At 46.8% G+C, this 18161-nt stretch carries 17 protein-coding genes; 16 read left to right on the forward strand and 1 reads right to left on the reverse strand.

Going from position 1 to position 18161, the window contains the following annotated elements; genetic code table 11:
- Positions 1–56: 56 nt before the first annotated feature.
- From LRL21_RS35635 to LRL21_RS35670, 8 genes are all read left to right on the forward strand, one after another.
- Entirely contained in the window at positions 57–884 is an 828-nt protein-coding gene (locus tag LRL21_RS35635; protein ID WP_240420566.1) for a PPK2 family polyphosphate kinase, read from the forward strand.
- A gap of 212 nt (positions 885–1096) precedes the next feature.
- Positions 1097–1981, forward strand: coding sequence for an ABC transporter ATP-binding protein (locus LRL21_RS35640; RefSeq protein ID WP_240420567.1), 885 nt, complete (start codon positions 1097–1099; stop codon positions 1979–1981).
- 52 nt (positions 1982–2033) lie between these two features.
- Positions 2034–2774, forward strand: a complete 741-nt coding sequence (locus LRL21_RS35645) for an ABC transporter permease (RefSeq protein WP_240420568.1) — start codon at positions 2034–2036, stop codon at positions 2772–2774.
- Entirely contained in the window at positions 2771–3922 is a 1152-nt protein-coding gene (locus LRL21_RS35650) for a sensor histidine kinase (RefSeq protein WP_240420569.1), read from the forward strand. The genes LRL21_RS35645 and LRL21_RS35650 overlap by 4 nt, the downstream gene beginning before the upstream one ends.
- Positions 3919–4521, forward strand: a complete 603-nt coding sequence (locus LRL21_RS35655) for a response regulator transcription factor (RefSeq protein WP_240420570.1) — start codon at positions 3919–3921, stop codon at positions 4519–4521. The genes LRL21_RS35650 and LRL21_RS35655 overlap by 4 nt, the downstream gene beginning before the upstream one ends.
- A gap of 53 nt (positions 4522–4574) precedes the next feature.
- Complete coding sequence (locus tag LRL21_RS35660) at positions 4575–5915, forward strand: UTP--glucose-1-phosphate uridylyltransferase (RefSeq protein ID WP_240420571.1); 1341 nt, start codon at positions 4575–4577, stop codon at positions 5913–5915.
- Positions 5916–6066: 151 nt separating this feature from the next.
- Positions 6067–7032, forward strand: coding sequence for a bile acid:sodium symporter family protein (locus LRL21_RS35665; protein WP_240420572.1), 966 nt, complete (start codon positions 6067–6069; stop codon positions 7030–7032).
- Between the two features lie 93 nt (positions 7033–7125).
- A complete protein-coding gene (locus LRL21_RS35670; protein ID WP_240420573.1) occupies positions 7126–8373 on the forward strand; it encodes a DUF445 domain-containing protein in 1248 nt (415 codons plus the stop codon).
- 81 nt (positions 8374–8454) lie between these two features.
- Here the strand turns inward: LRL21_RS35670 and LRL21_RS35675 are convergent, their stop codons facing one another.
- Positions 8455–9654 (reverse strand): ROK family protein, encoded by a 1200-nt coding sequence (locus LRL21_RS35675; RefSeq protein ID WP_240420574.1) that lies wholly within the window; start codon positions 9652–9654, stop codon positions 8455–8457.
- A gap of 199 nt (positions 9655–9853) precedes the next feature.
- Between LRL21_RS35675 and LRL21_RS35680 the strand changes: the two genes are divergently transcribed.
- The 8 genes from LRL21_RS35680 (at position 9854) to LRL21_RS35715 (ending at position 18136) form a co-directional block, all read left to right on the forward strand.
- Positions 9854–10282, forward strand: coding sequence for an RbsD/FucU family protein (locus tag LRL21_RS35680; protein WP_240420575.1), 429 nt, complete (start codon positions 9854–9856; stop codon positions 10280–10282).
- A 37-nt stretch (positions 10283–10319) separates the two neighbouring features.
- The gene (locus tag LRL21_RS35685; protein WP_240420576.1) at positions 10320–11369 is read left to right on the forward strand and encodes an aldo/keto reductase; all 1050 of its coding nucleotides are present in this window, start codon (positions 10320–10322) and stop codon (positions 11367–11369) included.
- Positions 11370–11618: 249 nt separating this feature from the next.
- Positions 11619–12410, forward strand: a complete 792-nt coding sequence (locus LRL21_RS35690) for a sugar phosphate isomerase/epimerase family protein (RefSeq protein WP_240420577.1) — start codon at positions 11619–11621, stop codon at positions 12408–12410.
- A gap of 16 nt (positions 12411–12426) precedes the next feature.
- Positions 12427–13398, forward strand: coding sequence for a Gfo/Idh/MocA family protein (locus LRL21_RS35695; RefSeq protein ID WP_240420578.1), 972 nt, complete (start codon positions 12427–12429; stop codon positions 13396–13398).
- Between the two features lie 87 nt (positions 13399–13485).
- Positions 13486–14454: an ABC transporter permease gene (locus tag LRL21_RS35700; RefSeq protein ID WP_240420579.1), complete on the forward strand. Its 969-nt coding sequence runs from the start codon at positions 13486–13488 to the stop codon at positions 14452–14454.
- Between the two features lie 19 nt (positions 14455–14473).
- A complete protein-coding gene (locus LRL21_RS35705; protein WP_240420580.1) occupies positions 14474–15367 on the forward strand; it encodes a carbohydrate ABC transporter permease in 894 nt (297 codons plus the stop codon).
- A 56-nt stretch (positions 15368–15423) separates the two neighbouring features.
- Complete coding sequence (locus LRL21_RS35710) at positions 15424–17112, forward strand: type 2 periplasmic-binding domain-containing protein (protein ID WP_240420581.1); 1689 nt, start codon at positions 15424–15426, stop codon at positions 17110–17112.
- 25 nt (positions 17113–17137) lie between these two features.
- Positions 17138–18136, forward strand: a complete 999-nt coding sequence (locus LRL21_RS35715; RefSeq protein WP_240420582.1) for a hydroxyacid dehydrogenase — start codon at positions 17138–17140, stop codon at positions 18134–18136.
- The last annotated feature ends 25 nt before the right edge of the window (positions 18137–18161 follow it).

Genomic DNA, 18161 nt, shown 5'->3' on the forward strand with positions numbered 1-18161 from the left:
CAAGTTCGCAGTACAGGGGATCATCAGATCATCACAATCCAGAGGAGTGGTTGAAAATGTCCAAAAATGTTAAACTGCCGCGGGACAAAAAAATCAAGCTAAGCCAATATGATCCCGATGATACGGGTTCCTTTGCTGGAAAGGATGAAGTTGCCGAACATTATGAGAAGCTCAAAGAGGAATTAACAGAGCTGCAGGACAAGCTGTTTGCTGGAAAGAAGTATTCGCTGCTCGTTATTTTTCAGGGGATGGATTGCAGCGGCAAGGACGGCGTCATCAAGAAAGTGCTGTCCGGTGTCAATCCGCAGGGCTTCAAGGTGACTTCATTTAAGCAACCGACAACTGAAGAATCCTCACATGATTTTCTATGGAGAGCCCATAAGGAAACGCCGGGCAGAGGATTTATTACGGCATTTAACCGCTCCTACTATGAGGACGTGTTGATCACTCGTGTACACAATCAGATTGAGGATGAAGAGGCTGAGCGGCGATTCAAGCATATCAAGCAATTTGAGAAGCTGCTGGCTGATCATGATACAGTCGTATTGAAAATTTTCTTACATATTTCGAAGGATTTTCAGATAAAAAAAATTGAGGAACGGCTTCATGATCCATCCAAAAGATGGAAGTTTGATCCGAGCGATCTGTTGGAGCGCAACTATTGGGACGCCTATCAAAAGGCTTACGAGAGTGTGTTCACAAATTGCAGCTCGAAGGACGCGCCTTGGCATCTGGTGCCCGGTAATAACCGCTGGTACAGAGATTATGTGGTACTATCGCTAATTGTGGATACTTTGAAAAAGCTGCCGTTGTCCTATCCGCAGCCTGACATCGCAATGAAGGAATTAAGCGAATTGCTGCCGCTTGGCGAACAGCCTGAATAGAAGATTTGTTACTTGCGCTGCTATCGGTACTAACACTACAAGCATCCCTATTCACTTATTACTAAGTGGGTCAGGGTTGTTTTTTTGCGTGCGAAGACATTCATATGAGATGTGACATTTGTCAGGTGCAAGTGATGACATTAGTCGGTAATGCGTAATGTCTATTCCGTTTATACTAAAAAGCATGAAGTCGAATATATGAGGTGATTGAGATGAATCCAGTTATAGAGCTGCAGCACGTTACCAAAAAGTTCAAAGGCAAGCGGGCGGTGGATGATATCTCGTTAACGATTCATGAAGGCAGTGTGGTTGCCCTGTTAGGGCCAAATGGTGCAGGAAAAACGACGACGGTTGCCATGACGCTCGGTCTGAGAAAACCAACAAGCGGAACAATTCGATTGTTGGGCGGGGACCCGCAGGATCGAGCTGTCAAAGACAGAATCGGAGCTATGCTGCAGGATGTTCATAGCATTGACGGTTTGAAGGTGGGGGAAACGATCGAGCTGTTCCGTCATTATTATTCCAAGCCCTTGCCCTTAGACCGACTGCTCAAAATATCAGGTCTCATGGAAGAGAAAGGGAAGCTCGGGACAGCGCTGTCCGGCGGACAAAAACGCAGGTTGGGCTTCGCACTGGCTTTGGCGGGTGATCCATCCGTGCTGTTTCTCGATGAACCTACAGTGGGGATGGATGTCAGCTCGCGGCAGCTGTTCTGGGAAACGGTCAAAGCTATGGCGGGACAAGGACGGACGATTATTTTGACGACACATTATTTGGATGAGGCTGATGCCATAGCGGATCGAGTGGTTGTCATTAACAAGGGCAAGCTTGTCGCTGACGGAACCCCGGAGGAAATCAAAGCATCGACAAATAGCAAAATATTGTCTTTTACAGCGGGATACGGACTGACCGAAGAACGGCTGCGCAGCCTACCAGGGGTTATAGATGCGGAGTGGAAGGGGCGAAGGGTCAAGCTGTACAGCAATGATACGGATCAGCTCATCGCTGCGATTGTGCGGCAGGAGCTGGATGCGACCGATATTGAAATCCAGAGTGTTGGTCTGGAGGAAGCTTTTCAGGCGTTGGTCCGGGAATAACGTTATATTCCTGCAGAAACGTTATGAATCGCAAGTGAAAGGAGATGTTCTTATGAAAGCGATGCTGGCACAATGCAAAGCCGAGCTGCTGCGGACCCTGAGGAATCGGAAATTTATTATGTTTGCCTTGCTGATGCCTGCTGTGTTTTATTTTATTTTTACGAGTACGATAGATCCGAATACGGAGGTAGGCGGCATAGACTGGAAGGCTTACTATTTAATATCCATGACGGTATTTGGCGTGATTGGAGGAAGTATCAATACGCTGAGCCTGCGCTTTGCTCAGGAGCGAATGCAGGGCTGGGTGCAATTGATTAAGCTCACCCTTCTCCCTTCAGGTGCCTATGTTTTCTCCAAAATAGCAGCTCAATCCATCGTTAATCTGGGAACGATTGTACTGATGTTTATTATAGGCGCGCTGTTCCGCGATGTGCATTTATCGGCGGGTCAATGGATAGCCTGCGGACTGTGGATCTGGGTTGGAGTTGTTCCCTTTATGGCGCTAGGTACGCTGCTTGGCACGATCCGCAGTATTGAGGTTGTACAAGTATTGGCCCAACTTTTATTTATAGGAATGTCGGCGCTCGGAGGACTATGGATGCCCATGCAGGCTATGCCGCAGCTGATGCAGCATATCGCGTTGTGGCTTCCCACTTACCGATACGGTCAGGGGGCATGGAATATCATTGCCGGGGCCTCACCGGATTGCGCAGGTATTGCGGTTCTTGCAGCATATGTGATCATTTTTATGGTATTATCGTCGTATATCATAAAAAGGCAGGAAGCGGTATGACGAAGCCCGGTTCGGTATTAGACAGGAAAATACGGGGAAGCTTGTTGTTTTCATTCGTTTGGCTAATTTATCTGATCATACCTATTAATGCGCTGCTCCACAAATCGGCTTCCGAGATGTGGATCGGCTTTTCTGTGCTTGCCTTGTTTGTTCTCATCTACCTGCTATCCTATCTGGATTCGTCATGGCGATTGCTGTGTGTGATGAGCTTGTTTGTCATTATCGGCTTTTTTTGTTTGCATTATGATCAGAGCTTTATATTTATGGGATTTTATACGGCTGCGATCGTTGGCATGCTGCCCACCAATAAACAGTTTATAGGTGGAATGGCAGCTCAGCTTGTATTGTTCGTGCTTGTTCTTTTTGGCAATGGTCTTGAGCTGGATGAATCGGATATGATCAATTTCATACCTTCGATGCTGGTGATGATCGTGCTGCCAATCATCATGCGCGGGGTATTCCGTTCAAAGGAGCTGCGCAGTAAGCTGAACATGGCTAATGATGAAATCGCACGTCTGGTCAAAAATGAGGAAAGGCAGCGAATTTCCCGTGATCTGCATGATACACTTGGCCATACCTTGTCGCTGATAGCGCTCAAAAGCGAGCTGGCTGAGAAAATGATAGGTATAAATCCCGAACGCGCGATTCAGGAAACAAAGGACATTCAAACGACCGCTCGAGCCGCTCTCCAGCAAGTTCGTGAGCTCGTATCGGATATCAATACTGTGACGATTAGCGAGGAGTTGGCACATGCCGAACAGATATTGTCTGCGGCGGGAATCGACCTGCATGTTCAAGGAAAGGCTGAAGCAGCTGAGGTACCTCCCTTGATCCAAAACATTCTTGGTATGTGTATGAGAGAGCTGGTGACGAACGTCGTGAAGCACAGTAAGGCCAAGCAATGCTTTATTGAATGCACGGCAGCAATGGACCCCTTTACCTTGACGATTCGTGATGACGGAGTCGGTACCGCTTACTCAGCATCAGTGAAATCACAGGCATGTGCAGGACTCCGGGGAATCAGCGAACGTCTGGAGCTGGTTGAGGGCAAGCTTCAATTTCATTCTGCTCCGGGTGAAGGAACGAGAGTGGTTCTTGTTGTTCCGAAGGTTGTGAAAAATGTGAAGATCAGGGAGAATCAAACATGAGAGTAATTATTGCCGAGGATCAGAACATGCTGCGCGGCGCATTAAGTGCCCTGCTGGATATGGAAGACGATATCGAAGTTATTGGTCAGGCTGAAAATGGCGAGCAGGCTCTTCAGATGATTGTTGAGCTGTCACCGGATATTTGTATTATGGATATTGAGATGCCCAAGCTTACAGGACTGGATGTAGCTGAGCGGTTAAAGGAACAAGGGCATTCTTGCCGTGTTGTGATCCTGACAACTTTCGCTCGCGTGGGGTATTTCCAACGGGCGATCAAATATGGAGTTCAGGGTTATTTGTTAAAGGATTCGCCGGTACACGAGCTTGCAGCCGCGCTGCGGAGTATACACAAGGGCGGAAGGATCATCAGTCCTGCACTTTCTATTTCGTTATGGGAAGCGGAAAATCCGCTGACGGAACGGGAGCAGGAGGTGCTGAAGCTGGTAGCCGCGGGGTTGTCGGTAAATGAAATAGCCAGAAAGCTGTTCTTGACGGGAGGCACGGTACGGAATTATGTGTCGGAAATTTTGCAGAAGCTTGAGGCCAAAAACCGTATTGATGCGATCAGTATTGCCGAGAAAAATGGTTGGCTGCAATAACACTAGACGCTACATAGCAGCCGTAAGAAATTAAGTTTTAGGAGGCGCGGGCAATGAAAGAGCTGTATAACCAAGTGCTGGAGCTGCTTATCCGGCACCAGCAGGCACATCTGCTTCAGTTCTATGACGAGCTATCTGAGGCGTCACAGGTGAAGCTGCTGAATCAGATTCTGAGTATCAACTGGGACCGATGGGCAGCATTAGGAGAAGTGCGTGCAGCACAGACACCTGCAATCTATGAAGACCTGACGCCCATGGAAGCACTTGATTGGGAGCTGTTCAGCGAGGACGAGCAGCAGTATTTTACGGATAAGGGTTGGGAGCTGCTGCGTCAAGGCAAGGTTGGAGCGATTGTTGTAGCCGGAGGCCAGGGAAGCCGATTGGGGCATGAAGGACCGAAAGGGACCTACGATATTGGCCTGCCTTCCCACAAGTCGTTGTTTCAGCTTCAAGCGGAGCGATTGCTCAATCTGTCTCAGCGAGCAGGCAGCCGAATCCCTTGGTATATCATGACCAGCCCGGATAATCATCAGCAAACGGTCGATTATATGGCAGGAGCTGGGTATTTTGGTTATAGTGCTGACGATTGCGTTTTTTTTGAACAGGGGGTGATGCCTGCTGTAGATGAGGATGGCCGTATATTTTTATCGGAGAAGGATGAGATTGGTCTGGCTCCAAGCGGAAATGGAGAGTGTTTCGCCGCCTTGAACAAGTCTGGAGCGTTAGCCGACATGAAGCGCCGGGGTGTCGAATGGTTATTTTATTATAATGTGGATAATGCACTTATTAAGGTGGCAGACCCTGTGTTTGTTGGAGTTGCCGCTCATTATGACAACCCGATTGCGACCAAAGTTATAGATAAGGCGTACCCCGAGGAAAAGGTCGGTATTCTATGTATGAAAAACAATCGGCCTATGGTCGTGGAATATTCCGATCTGCCACAGCATCTGATGTTTGAGCGCAATAGTGAAGGGAAGCTGACCTATGGGCTTGGCAACATCTCGATTCATTTATTTCGTCGTGACTGGATCGAACAGCAGGTGAACAGCAGCATTCCCTACCATGTCGCTCACAAGAAAATCAGGCATGTAGATGTGAATGGTCACTTCATTGAAGCGTCACAGCCGAATGGGTACAAATTCGAACGGTTTATTTTTGATTTTTTTCCATGGGCAGCGGGAATTACGGTTCTCAAAGGAAAACGTGAAGATGATTTTGCACCTGTAAAAAACAAGGAAGGTGAGGACAGTCCGCAAACAGCGAGAGAGCTTATTTACGATCTGCATCGGAGCTGGCTGCTGAAAGCGGGTGCTTCGCTTGATGAGATTCAGGGGCCAGTGGAGATTTCGCCGTTGCTATCGTACGCTGGGGAAGGATTAACAAGAGAGACTTAATTTAACAGAGCAGCTGCAGACTGCTCTTTTTTTGCGTTTTCATTTTGGATGAATAGCAAAAAAGATCGTTTGCAGTTGGCGTGATTATGCTACAATGTAACGATAATTCATTAAATGTTTTTTCATTTTATAGGCAGAAGAGGGCTGGAGTATGCTAAACCGATTAAACAAAATATTGGAAAAATGTATGCCATTTCTTACACCAACAGGTGTGCTTGTGGGTCTCTTGGGTGCCGCATGGCTGCACTCGTTCAGTTTTTTGGTGCCGTGGATTTTTGCTGCAATGACGTTTGCGGGCAGTATTGGCTCCAATTTCAAGGATTTGGGCCGGGTGATGATGCTTCCACTTCCGATTGTGGCTAATCTACTTATATTGCATTTGGTCATGCCTATATTAGGCTGGGCCGCCGGGGCCTACTTTTTTCCAGGTGATGATTTGACGCAGACGGGTTTTGTGCTGTTATTCGTCATTCCAACCGGAGTCGTGAGTCTCGTCTGGGTCACTATTTATGGAGGAAATATTGCGCTTACGCTGGCCCTCATCCTGTTGGATACGCTGTTGTCTCCTATTATCGTTCCACTGAGTCTTTCCTGGATCGTAGGAGCCAAGGTTCATATGGAGCCGCTGGATATTATGGGCGGGCTGCTCTGGATGGTCGTTGTCCCTTCTATTATCGGGATGCTGCTCAATCAACTAACGAAGGGCAAAATCAAGCCGGTGCTCGGTCCCAAGCTTGCACCTTTTTCGAAAATCGGGCTGTTTATTGTCGTTTCGATCAACAGCTCGGTGGTAGCTCCTTACTTGAAGCAGTTTAATATGAAGCTGCTGGAGATCATCATCGTAGCCTTTGTGCTTGCGGCTTTTGGTTATATCGCGGGCTGGCTTGTGTCTCATTGGATGAAGTGGGACCGTGAAGTGACCATTGCGCTAACGATAAATTCAGGGATGCGTAATTTAAGTGCAGGCGCAGTGCTTGCGATCAGCTTCTTCCCGCCTCCTGTCGCCTTGCCGGTTATCGCCGGTATGCTGTTTCAGCAAATTCTCGCTGCGTTGTTTGGACAGCAATTGGGTAAAAAGTATGGCATGACATCCTCCGTATCCAGTACAGCCAAATAGTCATTAGCGGTGGCGATTTTCAACGGGATCAGGAGAATGATATAATGTTGCTTAAATAGACAGGTGTTGACATGAAGGAAGGTGACAATAAGGATGGGAAGCAGTTCGAGGTATACAGCAACAGTGTCGCTTGTTGTTATGGCGGCAGGATTTATCGGAACCTTGTTTGTTGAAGGTCCCATATGGGTTCGGTTTTTACAAAGCGGATTTGAAGCGGGACTTGTAGGGGGACTGGCAGACTGGTTTGCAGTGACAGCGCTGTTCAGGCATCCGCTCGGGATTCCGATTCCACATACGGCCTTGCTGCCCAAAAATCGGGAAAAGGTATCCAGAGCGTTGGTCAATACCATTCAGGAGGATTTGCTGAGCAAGCAAAGCATTACGGACAAGCTGGCTCAAATCCCGTTGGTATCCAAAATTTTGCAGGGTGCAGCAGGGCAGCTGAGTACAAATTCGGCCAAGGCAGGTTTGGTGACACTAAGTGAATATGCGATTCGTCAGCTGCCACTTGAGAAGCTTGCCGCATTAGGCGAACGTGAAGTCAGACGTATGATTGATGAACTGGATTTACAGGTTCTGCTCAAACAAGGACTTCAACAGGTGTACACCAGGGGCTACGATGAAAAGGTATTCGACTTTGCTCTGAATACGGCCGAGCAGTTAATTATGAAACCGGAAATACGAGATCGGATGGGTGCAATGGCTTCTCAGGCGCTGCAAAATCTGAATGCAGGCGGGATGATGCAGTTCGCGCTTAACGCTTTTGCTGGATTTTTCAATGATGAGAAGCTGGGTGGCTTGATCCAACAGTTCATGCTGAATGGGCTCGATGGATTGAGATCCGTTAATAATCCTAACCGTAAAGCCGTCATGCGTGCTATACACAGCTGGCTGGATAATCCGGGCAATCAATATAAGCTGGCGATCGAAATGGATCACTGGAAGGCACAGCTGCTGGATGAATGGAAGCTCGAGGAGAAGCTGCTTGAGATGCTGCAGCGATTGCAGGCTCAAGCATTGGAATTTGTAAACCGTGAGGATTATGTAGAAGCCTATGTGATACCGGTGGTGAGCAAGCTGGTTAATCAGGTTTGTGACAATGAGGAGCTGCTGGATCGGCTCGAAAGCGGCTTGCGTGAGCAAATTGCCCGTTGGATCGAAGCCAATCACCACAAAATCGGTACGCTGATTCGTGAAAATATTGATCGTTTTGACGATAAAACGCTGATTACGCTTATGGAGGATAAAATTGGCGGCGATTTACAATGGATTCGAGTTAATGGAGCCATTTGTGGATTTTTGATCGGGATTATATTGGCTGCTATCAAGCTGATAGCCTGATAACCCAACGATACCAAGCATAAACCAGCAAGCCAGTGTGCAGACCCCAAAGCTGCCCATGGCTTGCTGGTTTATTTGTGCTTAATTAAAAATCGAAATGGAAATATTTTTGTCAAAAGCAAAATTAGCTGCGCCCAGTGCGCCGCCGATGTCCTTGAACACGGAGGTTTTGACTATGGTGTCAGCAGATAGCGGACGCATGGCCCGTTGGCGCATGACTCTAGTGGCTGTTTCTACAAATAGCGAACTGGCGTTTGGTATTGTGCCGCCCAGAATAATAGCCTCTGGATTAAACGTATTCAGCAGGTTCGCCATGGCAATTCCGAGGTATGAAGCTGCATTGCCAATAACCTGAACGGCGAGCTTGTCATCCTCCTCAGCAGCTGCGCATACATCATGCATTTTCAGGAATTGAAGGTCCATATTTTGATAAGGATACACAAGCTCCTGCTCGGAAGAACGGACCAGCTTGCGAAATTCCTGTTCAATGGCAGGGCCTGCAGCGAGAACCTGAAGACATCCATGATTGCCGCATGGACAGAGTGGTCCCGACGGCTCTATGGTGGTATGACCGATTTCACCGGCTCCTCCAAGTGATCCCGACAGCAGCTGACGGTCAATATATAATCCAGCTGCAATACCCATGCCAACCCCGATATAAATCATATTGTTATAGGAAAGTCCTGCACCGTATCGGCATTCCGTTAATCCCCTTGCCCGGTGACGGTTTACGACGACCGTAGGCCAGCCGATTTCCTTTTCCATAATGCCAGCCACATCAACTTGATTCCATTCCAGATCAGCGGCACTGCGAATCATACGGTGATTGGCATCGACCAGACCGGGAACACCCAAGCCAAGCAAAGGAATAGGGCTCTTGTCCAGACTTTTGACGAAGGTTGAGATTTCTAAGGCCAAGGCTTTGAAGGTTTCTTCCGGCTCGAAAGTATACAGAGGAATTTTCATTGATTTGATCACATTGCCAAGCAGATCGAAGGCGCCAAGTGTCCAGGTCTTGTTATCTAGATCGGCCCCGATTATGACTCTGGAATTAGGAACCAGCTCCAAAGCTGTAGCAGGTCTGCCTTTGGTGGATAAACGATTGTCGGTTTCGCACACAAGATCGTTTTCAATTAATTCGGCAATGGAAATGGAAATGGTAGCCCGGCTCAATCCGGTAATTCGGGTAAGCTCAATTCTCGACATGCTGCCTTGTATGCGCAGTGTTTGTAGAATAGTTAGTTTACTGCCCTTTTGATCTCTGATTTCATTGTTGCTCATAACAGCACCCTATCTTATATTCTGTCGGTAAAACCTCAAAAACGGGAATCATTGGTTCTAATTATAGCATAAAAGACTATAATCTCAACGAAAAAGAATAAGATAATTTAAATCTTTACATAAGTTGATCTCGATGTTAGAATAATCTAGAAATCGCTTCCAGAAAGTTAAACAAGTCATTGCAATTGGGGGTTACAAGATGCTAAGAGGGATCCCATCCATATTATCACCCGAGCTTTTGAAGACCTTGATGGAAATGGGGCACGGCGACGAAATTATTTTGGCGGATGGAAATTTTCCTGCTGCCTCGCACACGAAGCGTTTGATACGCAGTGACGGGCATTCAATTCCGGATTTGCTTCAAGCGATCATTCCGTTGTTTCCGTTGGATCATGCGACGGAGCATCCGGCGGTTGTGATGTCCCTGCTGCCAGCTGACCCCACACCTGAGGTGTGGGAAGTATATCGTGGTCTGATCCGTCCCTATGAGAGTCGATTCACGGATTTTGGTTATGTGGAACGTTTCTCCTTTTACGAGCGGGCACTCAAGGCTTTTGCTATTGTCGCAACAGGTGACAAGTCTTTCAAAGGCAATCTGATTTTGAAAAAGGGTGTTGTAAGGGATTGAGACTGTATGCCGGTACCATAATGAAGGAGGGGGAATTGTGAAAAAACGGGTTTTAGGCACCTCGGGAATCGAAGTTAGTGTGCTCGGTATGGGCTGCTGGCAGTATGGCGGCGGCACCTATTGGGGGGAGCAAAGCCAGAAGGATGTCGATGAGGTCGTGCACAAGGCGCTGGATCTGGGCGTGAACTACTTTGACACGGCTGAGGTTTACAATGATGGGGCAAGCGAGCTGGCACTCGGGATTTCACTCAAAGGCAGGCGGCCTCAGGCGATTATCGGCAGTAAAATCAGTACCTCGAATACGCAGCCGTCGGTGCTGAGAGCTCATTGTGAGGCAAGCTTGAAGCGGCTGCAAACCGATTATATTGACCTGTATATGCTTCACTGGCCGATCAGTCCGCTATCCGTTAAGCATTTCACACAGGATGCAGCTCTGATTGCGAATCCTCCGCAGCTTCAGGAAGTTTTTGAAACACTTCAATCTTTGCAGAAGGAAGGGAAAATTCGTCATATCGGCATCAGCAACCATGGTATGCAGCAGATGAAGGAGGTGCAGGACGCAGGTGTCAAGGTTGTAGCTAATGAAATGGCCTACAATTTGCTGTCACGGGCTATTGAGGAAAGTGTGCTGCCTTACTGCATTCAGAACGAAATTGGCGTTATCGGTTATATGCCGCTGCTGCAGGGCTTGCTGACAGATAAAGTCACAAGTCTGGATGAGCTTAGACCGCTGCAAGCCAGGTCCCGCCATTTCCATCACAGCAGAGGAGAAGGGACAAGGCATGGTGAGGAGGGGGCAGAGGCAGAGATCGAGCAGGCACTTCAGGAAATTCGTCTGCTGGCCCATACCCTTGGCACACCTATCATTACGCTTGCATTAGCCTGGGCGATTTCCAATGAAGCTGTATGTACGACGATAGTAGGTTCACGTAATGTCAAGCAGCTGGAATTGAATATTCAGGGTGCGTCCTATGAGCTGTCGCAGGCAACGATTCAGCGTCTGAATGAGATTACGGAGCCTGTACTGCTAAGGCTGGGCAGTAACCCAGATTACTACGAGAGCCGTCTCAATAGCAGAATTTATTAAAGTTTAAAAATAGACATAAGAATATGAAGCATGCTATAAAATTTTCGTTAATACAATAGAATTAGAGTAAAATGTGCTTATTTGACTTTATTTTAACAGATAATTACAGGTCATATTTAGTTCGATCTAAACATAATTTAATTATTGACGTAATTGAGAAATATAATATAAAATGGTTATACAACCAATGAAAGCGTTATCAAATTGAGCTGCTTTAAACTAACCTACAACGTAAAGGAAGTGCCCTATATGACAATCGATTCGATCTCATTTTCTGTATTTACGAAGCCTTGGAAAGCGGCGACGGTTTGGGAGCTTGGGAAATTTGTAAGTGATTTGGGTTTTGACGGTATTGAATTTCCTCTTCGTGACGGCTACCAGCTGGAACCTGCTAACGCAGATCAACTGCCCCAATTGGTACAACAATTCGCTGATCATGGCTTGAAAATATTCAGTGTTGCGAGTGAACCGACTGAAAGTGTGTTTGCCGGATGTGCAGAGGCTGGTATACCGATGATTCGTACGATGCCTGTCATCAAACATGAGCAAGGGTATCTGGCTTCTGAGCAGTTGGCGCGTGAGCAGATCGAGAAGCTGCTGCCGCTTTGTGAAAAGTATGGGGTGAAGATAGGCTGCCAGCAGCATTACGGAAATAATGTAGTTGATTCGATGGGTCTGCTTCACTTGCTGGAAGCTTACAATGCTGAGCATGTAGGGGCGATCTGGGATACAGCGCATGACGCGCTAGCTGGACAGCAGCCTGAATTTGGACTGGATATCGTATGGTCGCATCTGTGCATGGTCAATTTTAAAAATGCTTATTATAAGCTGTTGAGCGGACCTGAAGCCGAATCGGCAGAATGGAAAAGATATTTCACCTCAGGTCGTCAAGGACTTGCTTCCTGGCCCCGTGCAGCAGCTTATCTGCAAAAACGCAATTACAGCGGAGTGATCTGCTTAAGTGCCGAATATACGAATGAAGCCGATGTAGATCGTTTAATCAAAGAGGATATCGCCTATGCGAAGTCATTATTTGCCTGAGGGGGAGGAAGCACAGATGAATGACAAGCTAAGAGTTGTGTTTATTGGAGCGGGCAGGATGGCTAACAGTGTTCATTATCCTTCACTTGCTTCTTTCCGCGAAGAAGTCGATATTGTCGGGATTTGTGATGTATATCCGGAATCACTGAAGAAAACTGCCGATAGGTATGGAATAGAGAATCGATATACGGATTATAAAGCGATGATTGAAGAGACCAAGCCGGATGCTGTGTATGCGATCGGGCAGCCGCACATCATGTACGATGTGTGGATGTGGTGCCTGAGACAGGGGTTGAATCTGTATATTGAAAAGCCGCTCGGCATTACGATTCATCAGGCCAGAGCTTTGGTGTATACGGCAGAGCAGCATAATTGCATCACGCAGGTAAGCTTTCAAAGACGCAGTTCACCGATGGTTTCAAAGCTGCGTGACGAGTGTCTTAAGCGTGGACCGATTACCCATGCGGTATGCAAATTTTATAAATCGGAGATTGAACCATTTCTTGGGGCTCGTGATCGGATGATGGATGATACGGTTCATTCGATCGACACCATTCGCTGGATGTGTGGAGGCGAAGCCATCAAGATTGAGAGCACCACCAAACGTATAGGTGTTCCCGATATTAACTTTATTTCAGCGACAATAGAATTTGATACGGGAGCAACCGGATATTTAATTAATAGCTGGTCAAGCGGCCGAAGAATATTTTCGGTAGAAATGCATGCCCCTAATATTTGTGTTGAGGCTGAGCATGAAACCAAAGGCTACTTGTATGCAGACGGGGATACTACAGGTATTGAATACGATGCGCGTGAAGAAGCCGGGGGCACGGAGCTGTTTCAATATGGCGGATTTCAAGCCAAACATCGTGAATTTATTGACTGTCTGAAGGCAGGAACACAGCCCTCATCGAATTTCAAGGATGCCTTGAAAACGATGGAGATCGCCGAAGTTATTCTTGCTCAAGCACTGCTTAACGGTAAATGATAATAAGAGAATGGCTGGGTGGGACTGTAGAGTTTCGGTTCCACTTCAGCTTCAGGCAGCAGGCAGTGAATTGGAGGAGGTGAGCTAATGGCCGTGGAATCGGTAAGTGTTGAAGAGGTGTCTTCAGTGAAGCACACAAGAAAAAGTCGCAGTGTAATCAGGGATATGGCCAAGGTGTGGCAGCTATATGTGTTAATGGCACTGCCTTTTGCCTACATTGTCATATTTAAATATGTCCCGATGTATGGGGCTCAAATTGCCTTTAAAAATTTCGTGGCAACGAAAGGAATCTGGGGAAGTCCCTGGATTGGTTTGGATAATTTTGTTCGCTTTTTTGAATCCTATGAATTTTGGACCATTATGGGTAATACAATCGGTTTAAGCTTCTATCAGCTTGCTGCCGGGTTTCCTTTTCCAATTATACTGGCTTTGAGTTTGAACTATGTGATGCACGATAAATTCAAAAAAATGGTCCAAATGGTCACCTATGCGCCGCATTTTATTTCAGTGGTTGTTATGGTCGGTATCATTTTTCAGGTGCTGGACCCTCGTATCGGACTTGTGAGCGAGCTGCTTAAAGTTCTGGGCTTTGGCTCTGTTAACTTGCTGGGTCAGGCTGAATATTTCAAAAGCATTTATGTATGGTCAGGCGTCTGGCAAAATGTTGGCTTCAGCTGCATCATTTATTTGGCCGCATTGGCGGGAATCGATCCTGCACTGCATGAGGCAGCCGTTGTTGACGGTGCGACCAAATTACGAAGAGTATGGCATGTTGATCTGCCGGGAATTGTACCAATAGCGATGATTTTGTTAATTCTGGAAGTCGGGCGCATGCTGGAAATCGGTTTTGAAAAAGCGTTTTTAATGCAAAATCCACTAAATCTTCAAGCCTCTGAGATTATTGACACCTACGTATACAAAGTTGGTCTTGCCTCGACAGTCGTGAACTTTTCTTATTCTTCAGCAATCGGTTTATTTAAAAATGTGATCAATCTGATTTTACTGCTTACCGTGAACCGCCTTGCCAAAAAAATGGGCCAAAGCAGCCTGTGGTAGAAAGGAGGATGGCGACAAAATGAATGCGACAGTGAAAGAAGCCGGCGTTGACAGGTTGTTTAATGTTGTCAATTACACGATACTTAGCCTGTTTTTTCTGGCTGTGCTGTACCCGCTCGTTTATATTGTAAGCGCTTCTTTTAGCTCAACGGATGCAGTGATTTCGGGAAGGGTCTGGCTGTGGCCGGTGGAACCCGGAATCAAGGGCTATAAGGCCGTATTTGAATATAAAGCAATCTGGACGGGGTTTGGTAACTCGCTGTTTTATACAGCAATTGGCACGATAATTAACGTTGCCTTAACTATTGCGGCAGCCTATCCGTTATCGCGCAAAGATTTTATCGGGCGTAACGCCATTATGTTTATTTTCGTGTTTACGATTATGTTCTCGGGAGGGATTATCCCGAATTATTTGCTGGTCAAAGATTTAGGCATACTCGATACGCGTTGGGCGATGCTGCTGCCGGCGGCACTGAGCGTGTTCAATGTGATTATCGCCAGAACGTATTTTCAAACGACACTGCCAAGTGAGATGCTTGAGGCGGCGCAGGTAGACGGCTGCACGGATTGGAAGTTTTTGTGGAAGATCGTGATTCCTTTATCAGGACCGATTATTGCGGTTCTTGCACTTTTTTATGCAGTCAGTCATTGGAATACGTACTTCAGCGCTTTACTGTATTTGAAGGAACGCAGCCTATACCCGATACAGATCGTGCTGCGTACGATCCTGATTCAGAATCAGATTGATCCCAGCATGGTCACGAGCGAAGAGGATTTAATTGCCCGGCAGGGTCTTGCCGATTTGCTCAAATATTCATTAATTGTCGTCGCCACCGCTCCCATGCTGATTGTTTATCCTTTTGTGCAAAGGCATTTTGTCAAAGGGGTGATGATAGGCTCCATTAAGGGCTAAGTCGTAATGTTGATTGACGAACAATTATGATGGATAAGAAAAGGGAGGTTGACTGTATGAGAAAAAAGCTGTACATGATGCTGGCGGTACCGATGTGCGCCTCATTGATTTTATCTGCATGCACGAAAGATCAGGCTGCCCCGGCAGCAGGCACTACGACTGCGCCCAAAGAGAGCGCTACCGCTTCTAATGTAACGCCAGTGGGGCAATTCCCTGTTGTAAAGGACAAAATTACGCTGAAGGTTGCGATTAGAGGCAGCAGTCTGGTTGAAGACATGAAGACAAATGGATATACCAAATGGCTTGAAAATAAAACGAATGTCCATGTCGATTGGACGATTTTGGATGAAAAAAGCTACCAGGAGCAGCTGAATTTATTGCTGGCCGGAGGTAATTTACCGGATGTGCTGATGAATCTCGATGTTTCTCCTGAACAGCAAATGATTTATGGAGAGCAGGGTACCTTCGTTTCCTTTACGGATTTGATCGAAAAATATGGGGATAACACGAAGAAAATTTTTGCGGAAATGCCTGAAGCCAAGAGTGCGGTCACGGCCCCTGGCAATAAAATTTACACACTGCCCTACATTAATGATTGCTTCCATTGTTCCTTGGATTACAAAATGTACGTTTACAAGCCATGGCTGGATAAGCTGGGCTTGAAGGAGCCGACTACCCTTGATGAATTTTATAACATGCTGAAGGCCTTCAAAGAAAAAGACCCGAACGGTAATGGCAAGGCGGATGAAATTGCCCTGATCGGCGGCACAGCCAAAGGCGTTTCCAAATCGGACATTGACGTATTTTTGATGAATTCCTTCATTTATGATGATGGCAACAAACGGATGATTGTCAATAATGGGAAAGTGGATGTGGCTTACAATAAGCCTGAATGGAAGGAAGGACTCAAGTACCTGAATAAGCTGTATAAAGACGGCTTGCTTGACCGCCAATCATTCACGATCGATAAGGAAGGCTTGAAAAAGATTGCCGAAAATCCGGATATTGCGATCGGCGGAGCTATTCCTGCCCACTCTCCTTCGGATATTACAATTGTTGAAGGTAAAAGCGGAAGATGGCTGGAGTATCAACCGATTGCACCACTCAAAGGACCCAACGGCGTACAAAAAACGACATGGCTGGCTTACGACAAGATTTCTAACGGTAAAGGCCAATTTATTATGACGAATGCCAATAAATATCCGGAAGCCACGATGCGGTGGGCGGATGCGATGTATACGTTTGAAGCCTCCTTGTATTCGAACTTTGGTGTGGAAGGCTCTGCATGGGAAAAAGCAAAACCGGGTGATTTGGGTCGAGACGGCAACCCGGCAAGCTACAGATTGCTTATCCCTTTCGGGCGCGTACAAAATGAGAACTGGGCACAATACGGCCTGAACTACCGTACCGACAAAGACTACTATGCAGGTCAAGCGGTGCTGAAGCTTCCAGATAAAGAAAAAATGTATTACGACATTACGAAGAAAAATTACGATCCTTATAAACCGAAAATCGATGAGATCATTCCACCTTTATTTTTCTCTCCTGCCGATTCTCAACAGCTAGCTGAGTTGGACAAAACGATCAATGACTACGTTAAAACAAGCATTGCGCGTTTTGTTACCGGAGATCTGGACATTGAGAAAGAGTGGACCAACTATGTAGCCACACTGGATAAAATGAATCTTAAAAAATATTTGGAAATTTACCAAAAGGCTCTCGACGGGAAAAACGTCAAGAAATAAGTGGCCGGAAGGGGGCGTGGATTGAATGCGGACCATTCTGGTGCAAATTCCACATGATCAGATCGAACTCTTTTTCACTGATGAAAGCCTTGAACGTATCCATCAGCTCGGCAATATCATTTGGAACCCGCATCATCGTCCTTTTACCGAGCAGGAGCTATGCGAGCACATCAAGGGAGTGGATACTGTCATCACAACCTGGAGAAGCGCACCTATCAGTGAAGAGGTACTAAAGCATGCCGATCAGCTTAAGCTGATTGCTCACATGGCTGGCTCCGTGAAGCCGATTCTGCCTACACTAGACGTTTATCGCCGTGGAATTCGGGTGTTGAACAGCAACTACGCGATCGGCGTGTCGGTTAGTGAATCCGTGCTGGCGTTAATTTTGGCATTGGGACATAAGATCATTCCTGTGAACAAAGAGATGGGAACGGGTAGAAATGCCAAAAGCGCGGTATATGAAACCTATGAATTAAGAGGAAGAACCGTTGGTTTGATTGGCTTGGGCATGGTTGCCCGCGAGGTGATTAAGCTGCTTCAACCGTTCGGCGTCAAGCTGCTTGGCTGCGATCCCTTTGTGTCGGCAGAACAGGCTCAGGAATGGAATGTCGAGCTAAAACCTTTGCATGAGGTGATAGCTGAATCCCATATTGTGTCGCTGCATGCCCCTAAGGTACCGGAAACGTATCAAATGATCGGGCACAAGGAATTGTCGCTGCTCCGAGATGGAGCTCTGCTCATTAATACAGCGCGTGGAGATTTGATTGACGAGACTGCATTAATTGAGGAACTGAGGAAGAAACGGTTTTATGCCGGACTGGATGTATTTATTGTGGAGCCGCTGTCTGCTGACAGCGAGCTTCGCCACATGGACAACGTTATCGTAAGACCGCACTTGGCCGGAGTTAATCCGGATTCACGCTTACGAATAGGCACGCTGATGGTACAGGAGCTGCAGCAATTTTATAACAACGGACCGCTGCGCTTTGAAGTGAAGGAGTCGCAGCTTGCCATTATGACTTAAACTTATAGAAAGAAGGAACAGGAGA

Source organism: Paenibacillus periandrae, assembly GCF_022458865.1.
GTDB lineage: Bacteria > Bacillota > Bacilli > Paenibacillales > NBRC-103111 > Paenibacillus_S > Paenibacillus_S periandrae.

Excerpts from the sequence above, each read along its gene's own strand:
- LRL21_RS35635 (WP_240420566.1), top strand. The coding sequence starts at position 57 with ATGTCCAAAAATGTTAAACTGCCGCGGGACAAAAAAATCAAGCTAAGC.
- LRL21_RS35640 (WP_240420567.1), top strand. The coding sequence starts at position 1,097 with ATGAATCCAGTTATAGAGCTGCAGCACGTTACCAAAAAGTTCAAAGGC.
- LRL21_RS35645 (WP_240420568.1), top strand. The coding sequence starts at position 2,034 with ATGAAAGCGATGCTGGCACAATGCAAAGCCGAGCTGCTGCGGACCCTG.
- LRL21_RS35650 (WP_240420569.1), top strand. The coding sequence starts at position 2,771 with ATGACGAAGCCCGGTTCGGTATTAGACAGGAAAATACGGGGAAGCTTG.
- LRL21_RS35655 (WP_240420570.1), top strand. The coding sequence starts at position 3,919 with ATGAGAGTAATTATTGCCGAGGATCAGAACATGCTGCGCGGCGCATTA.
- LRL21_RS35660 (WP_240420571.1), top strand. The coding sequence starts at position 4,575 with ATGAAAGAGCTGTATAACCAAGTGCTGGAGCTGCTTATCCGGCACCAG.
- LRL21_RS35665 (WP_240420572.1), top strand. The coding sequence starts at position 6,067 with ATGCTAAACCGATTAAACAAAATATTGGAAAAATGTATGCCATTTCTT.
- LRL21_RS35670 (WP_240420573.1), top strand. The coding sequence starts at position 7,126 with ATGGGAAGCAGTTCGAGGTATACAGCAACAGTGTCGCTTGTTGTTATG.
- LRL21_RS35675 (WP_240420574.1), bottom strand. The coding sequence starts at position 9,654 with ATGAGCAACAATGAAATCAGAGATCAAAAGGGCAGTAAACTAACTATT.
- LRL21_RS35680 (WP_240420575.1), top strand. The coding sequence starts at position 9,854 with ATGCTAAGAGGGATCCCATCCATATTATCACCCGAGCTTTTGAAGACC.
- LRL21_RS35690 (WP_240420577.1), top strand. The coding sequence starts at position 11,619 with ATGACAATCGATTCGATCTCATTTTCTGTATTTACGAAGCCTTGGAAA.
- LRL21_RS35695 (WP_240420578.1), top strand. The coding sequence starts at position 12,427 with ATGAATGACAAGCTAAGAGTTGTGTTTATTGGAGCGGGCAGGATGGCT.
- LRL21_RS35700 (WP_240420579.1), top strand. The coding sequence starts at position 13,486 with ATGGCCGTGGAATCGGTAAGTGTTGAAGAGGTGTCTTCAGTGAAGCAC.
- LRL21_RS35705 (WP_240420580.1), top strand. The coding sequence starts at position 14,474 with ATGAATGCGACAGTGAAAGAAGCCGGCGTTGACAGGTTGTTTAATGTT.
- LRL21_RS35710 (WP_240420581.1), top strand. The coding sequence starts at position 15,424 with ATGAGAAAAAAGCTGTACATGATGCTGGCGGTACCGATGTGCGCCTCA.
- LRL21_RS35715 (WP_240420582.1), top strand. The coding sequence starts at position 17,138 with ATGCGGACCATTCTGGTGCAAATTCCACATGATCAGATCGAACTCTTT.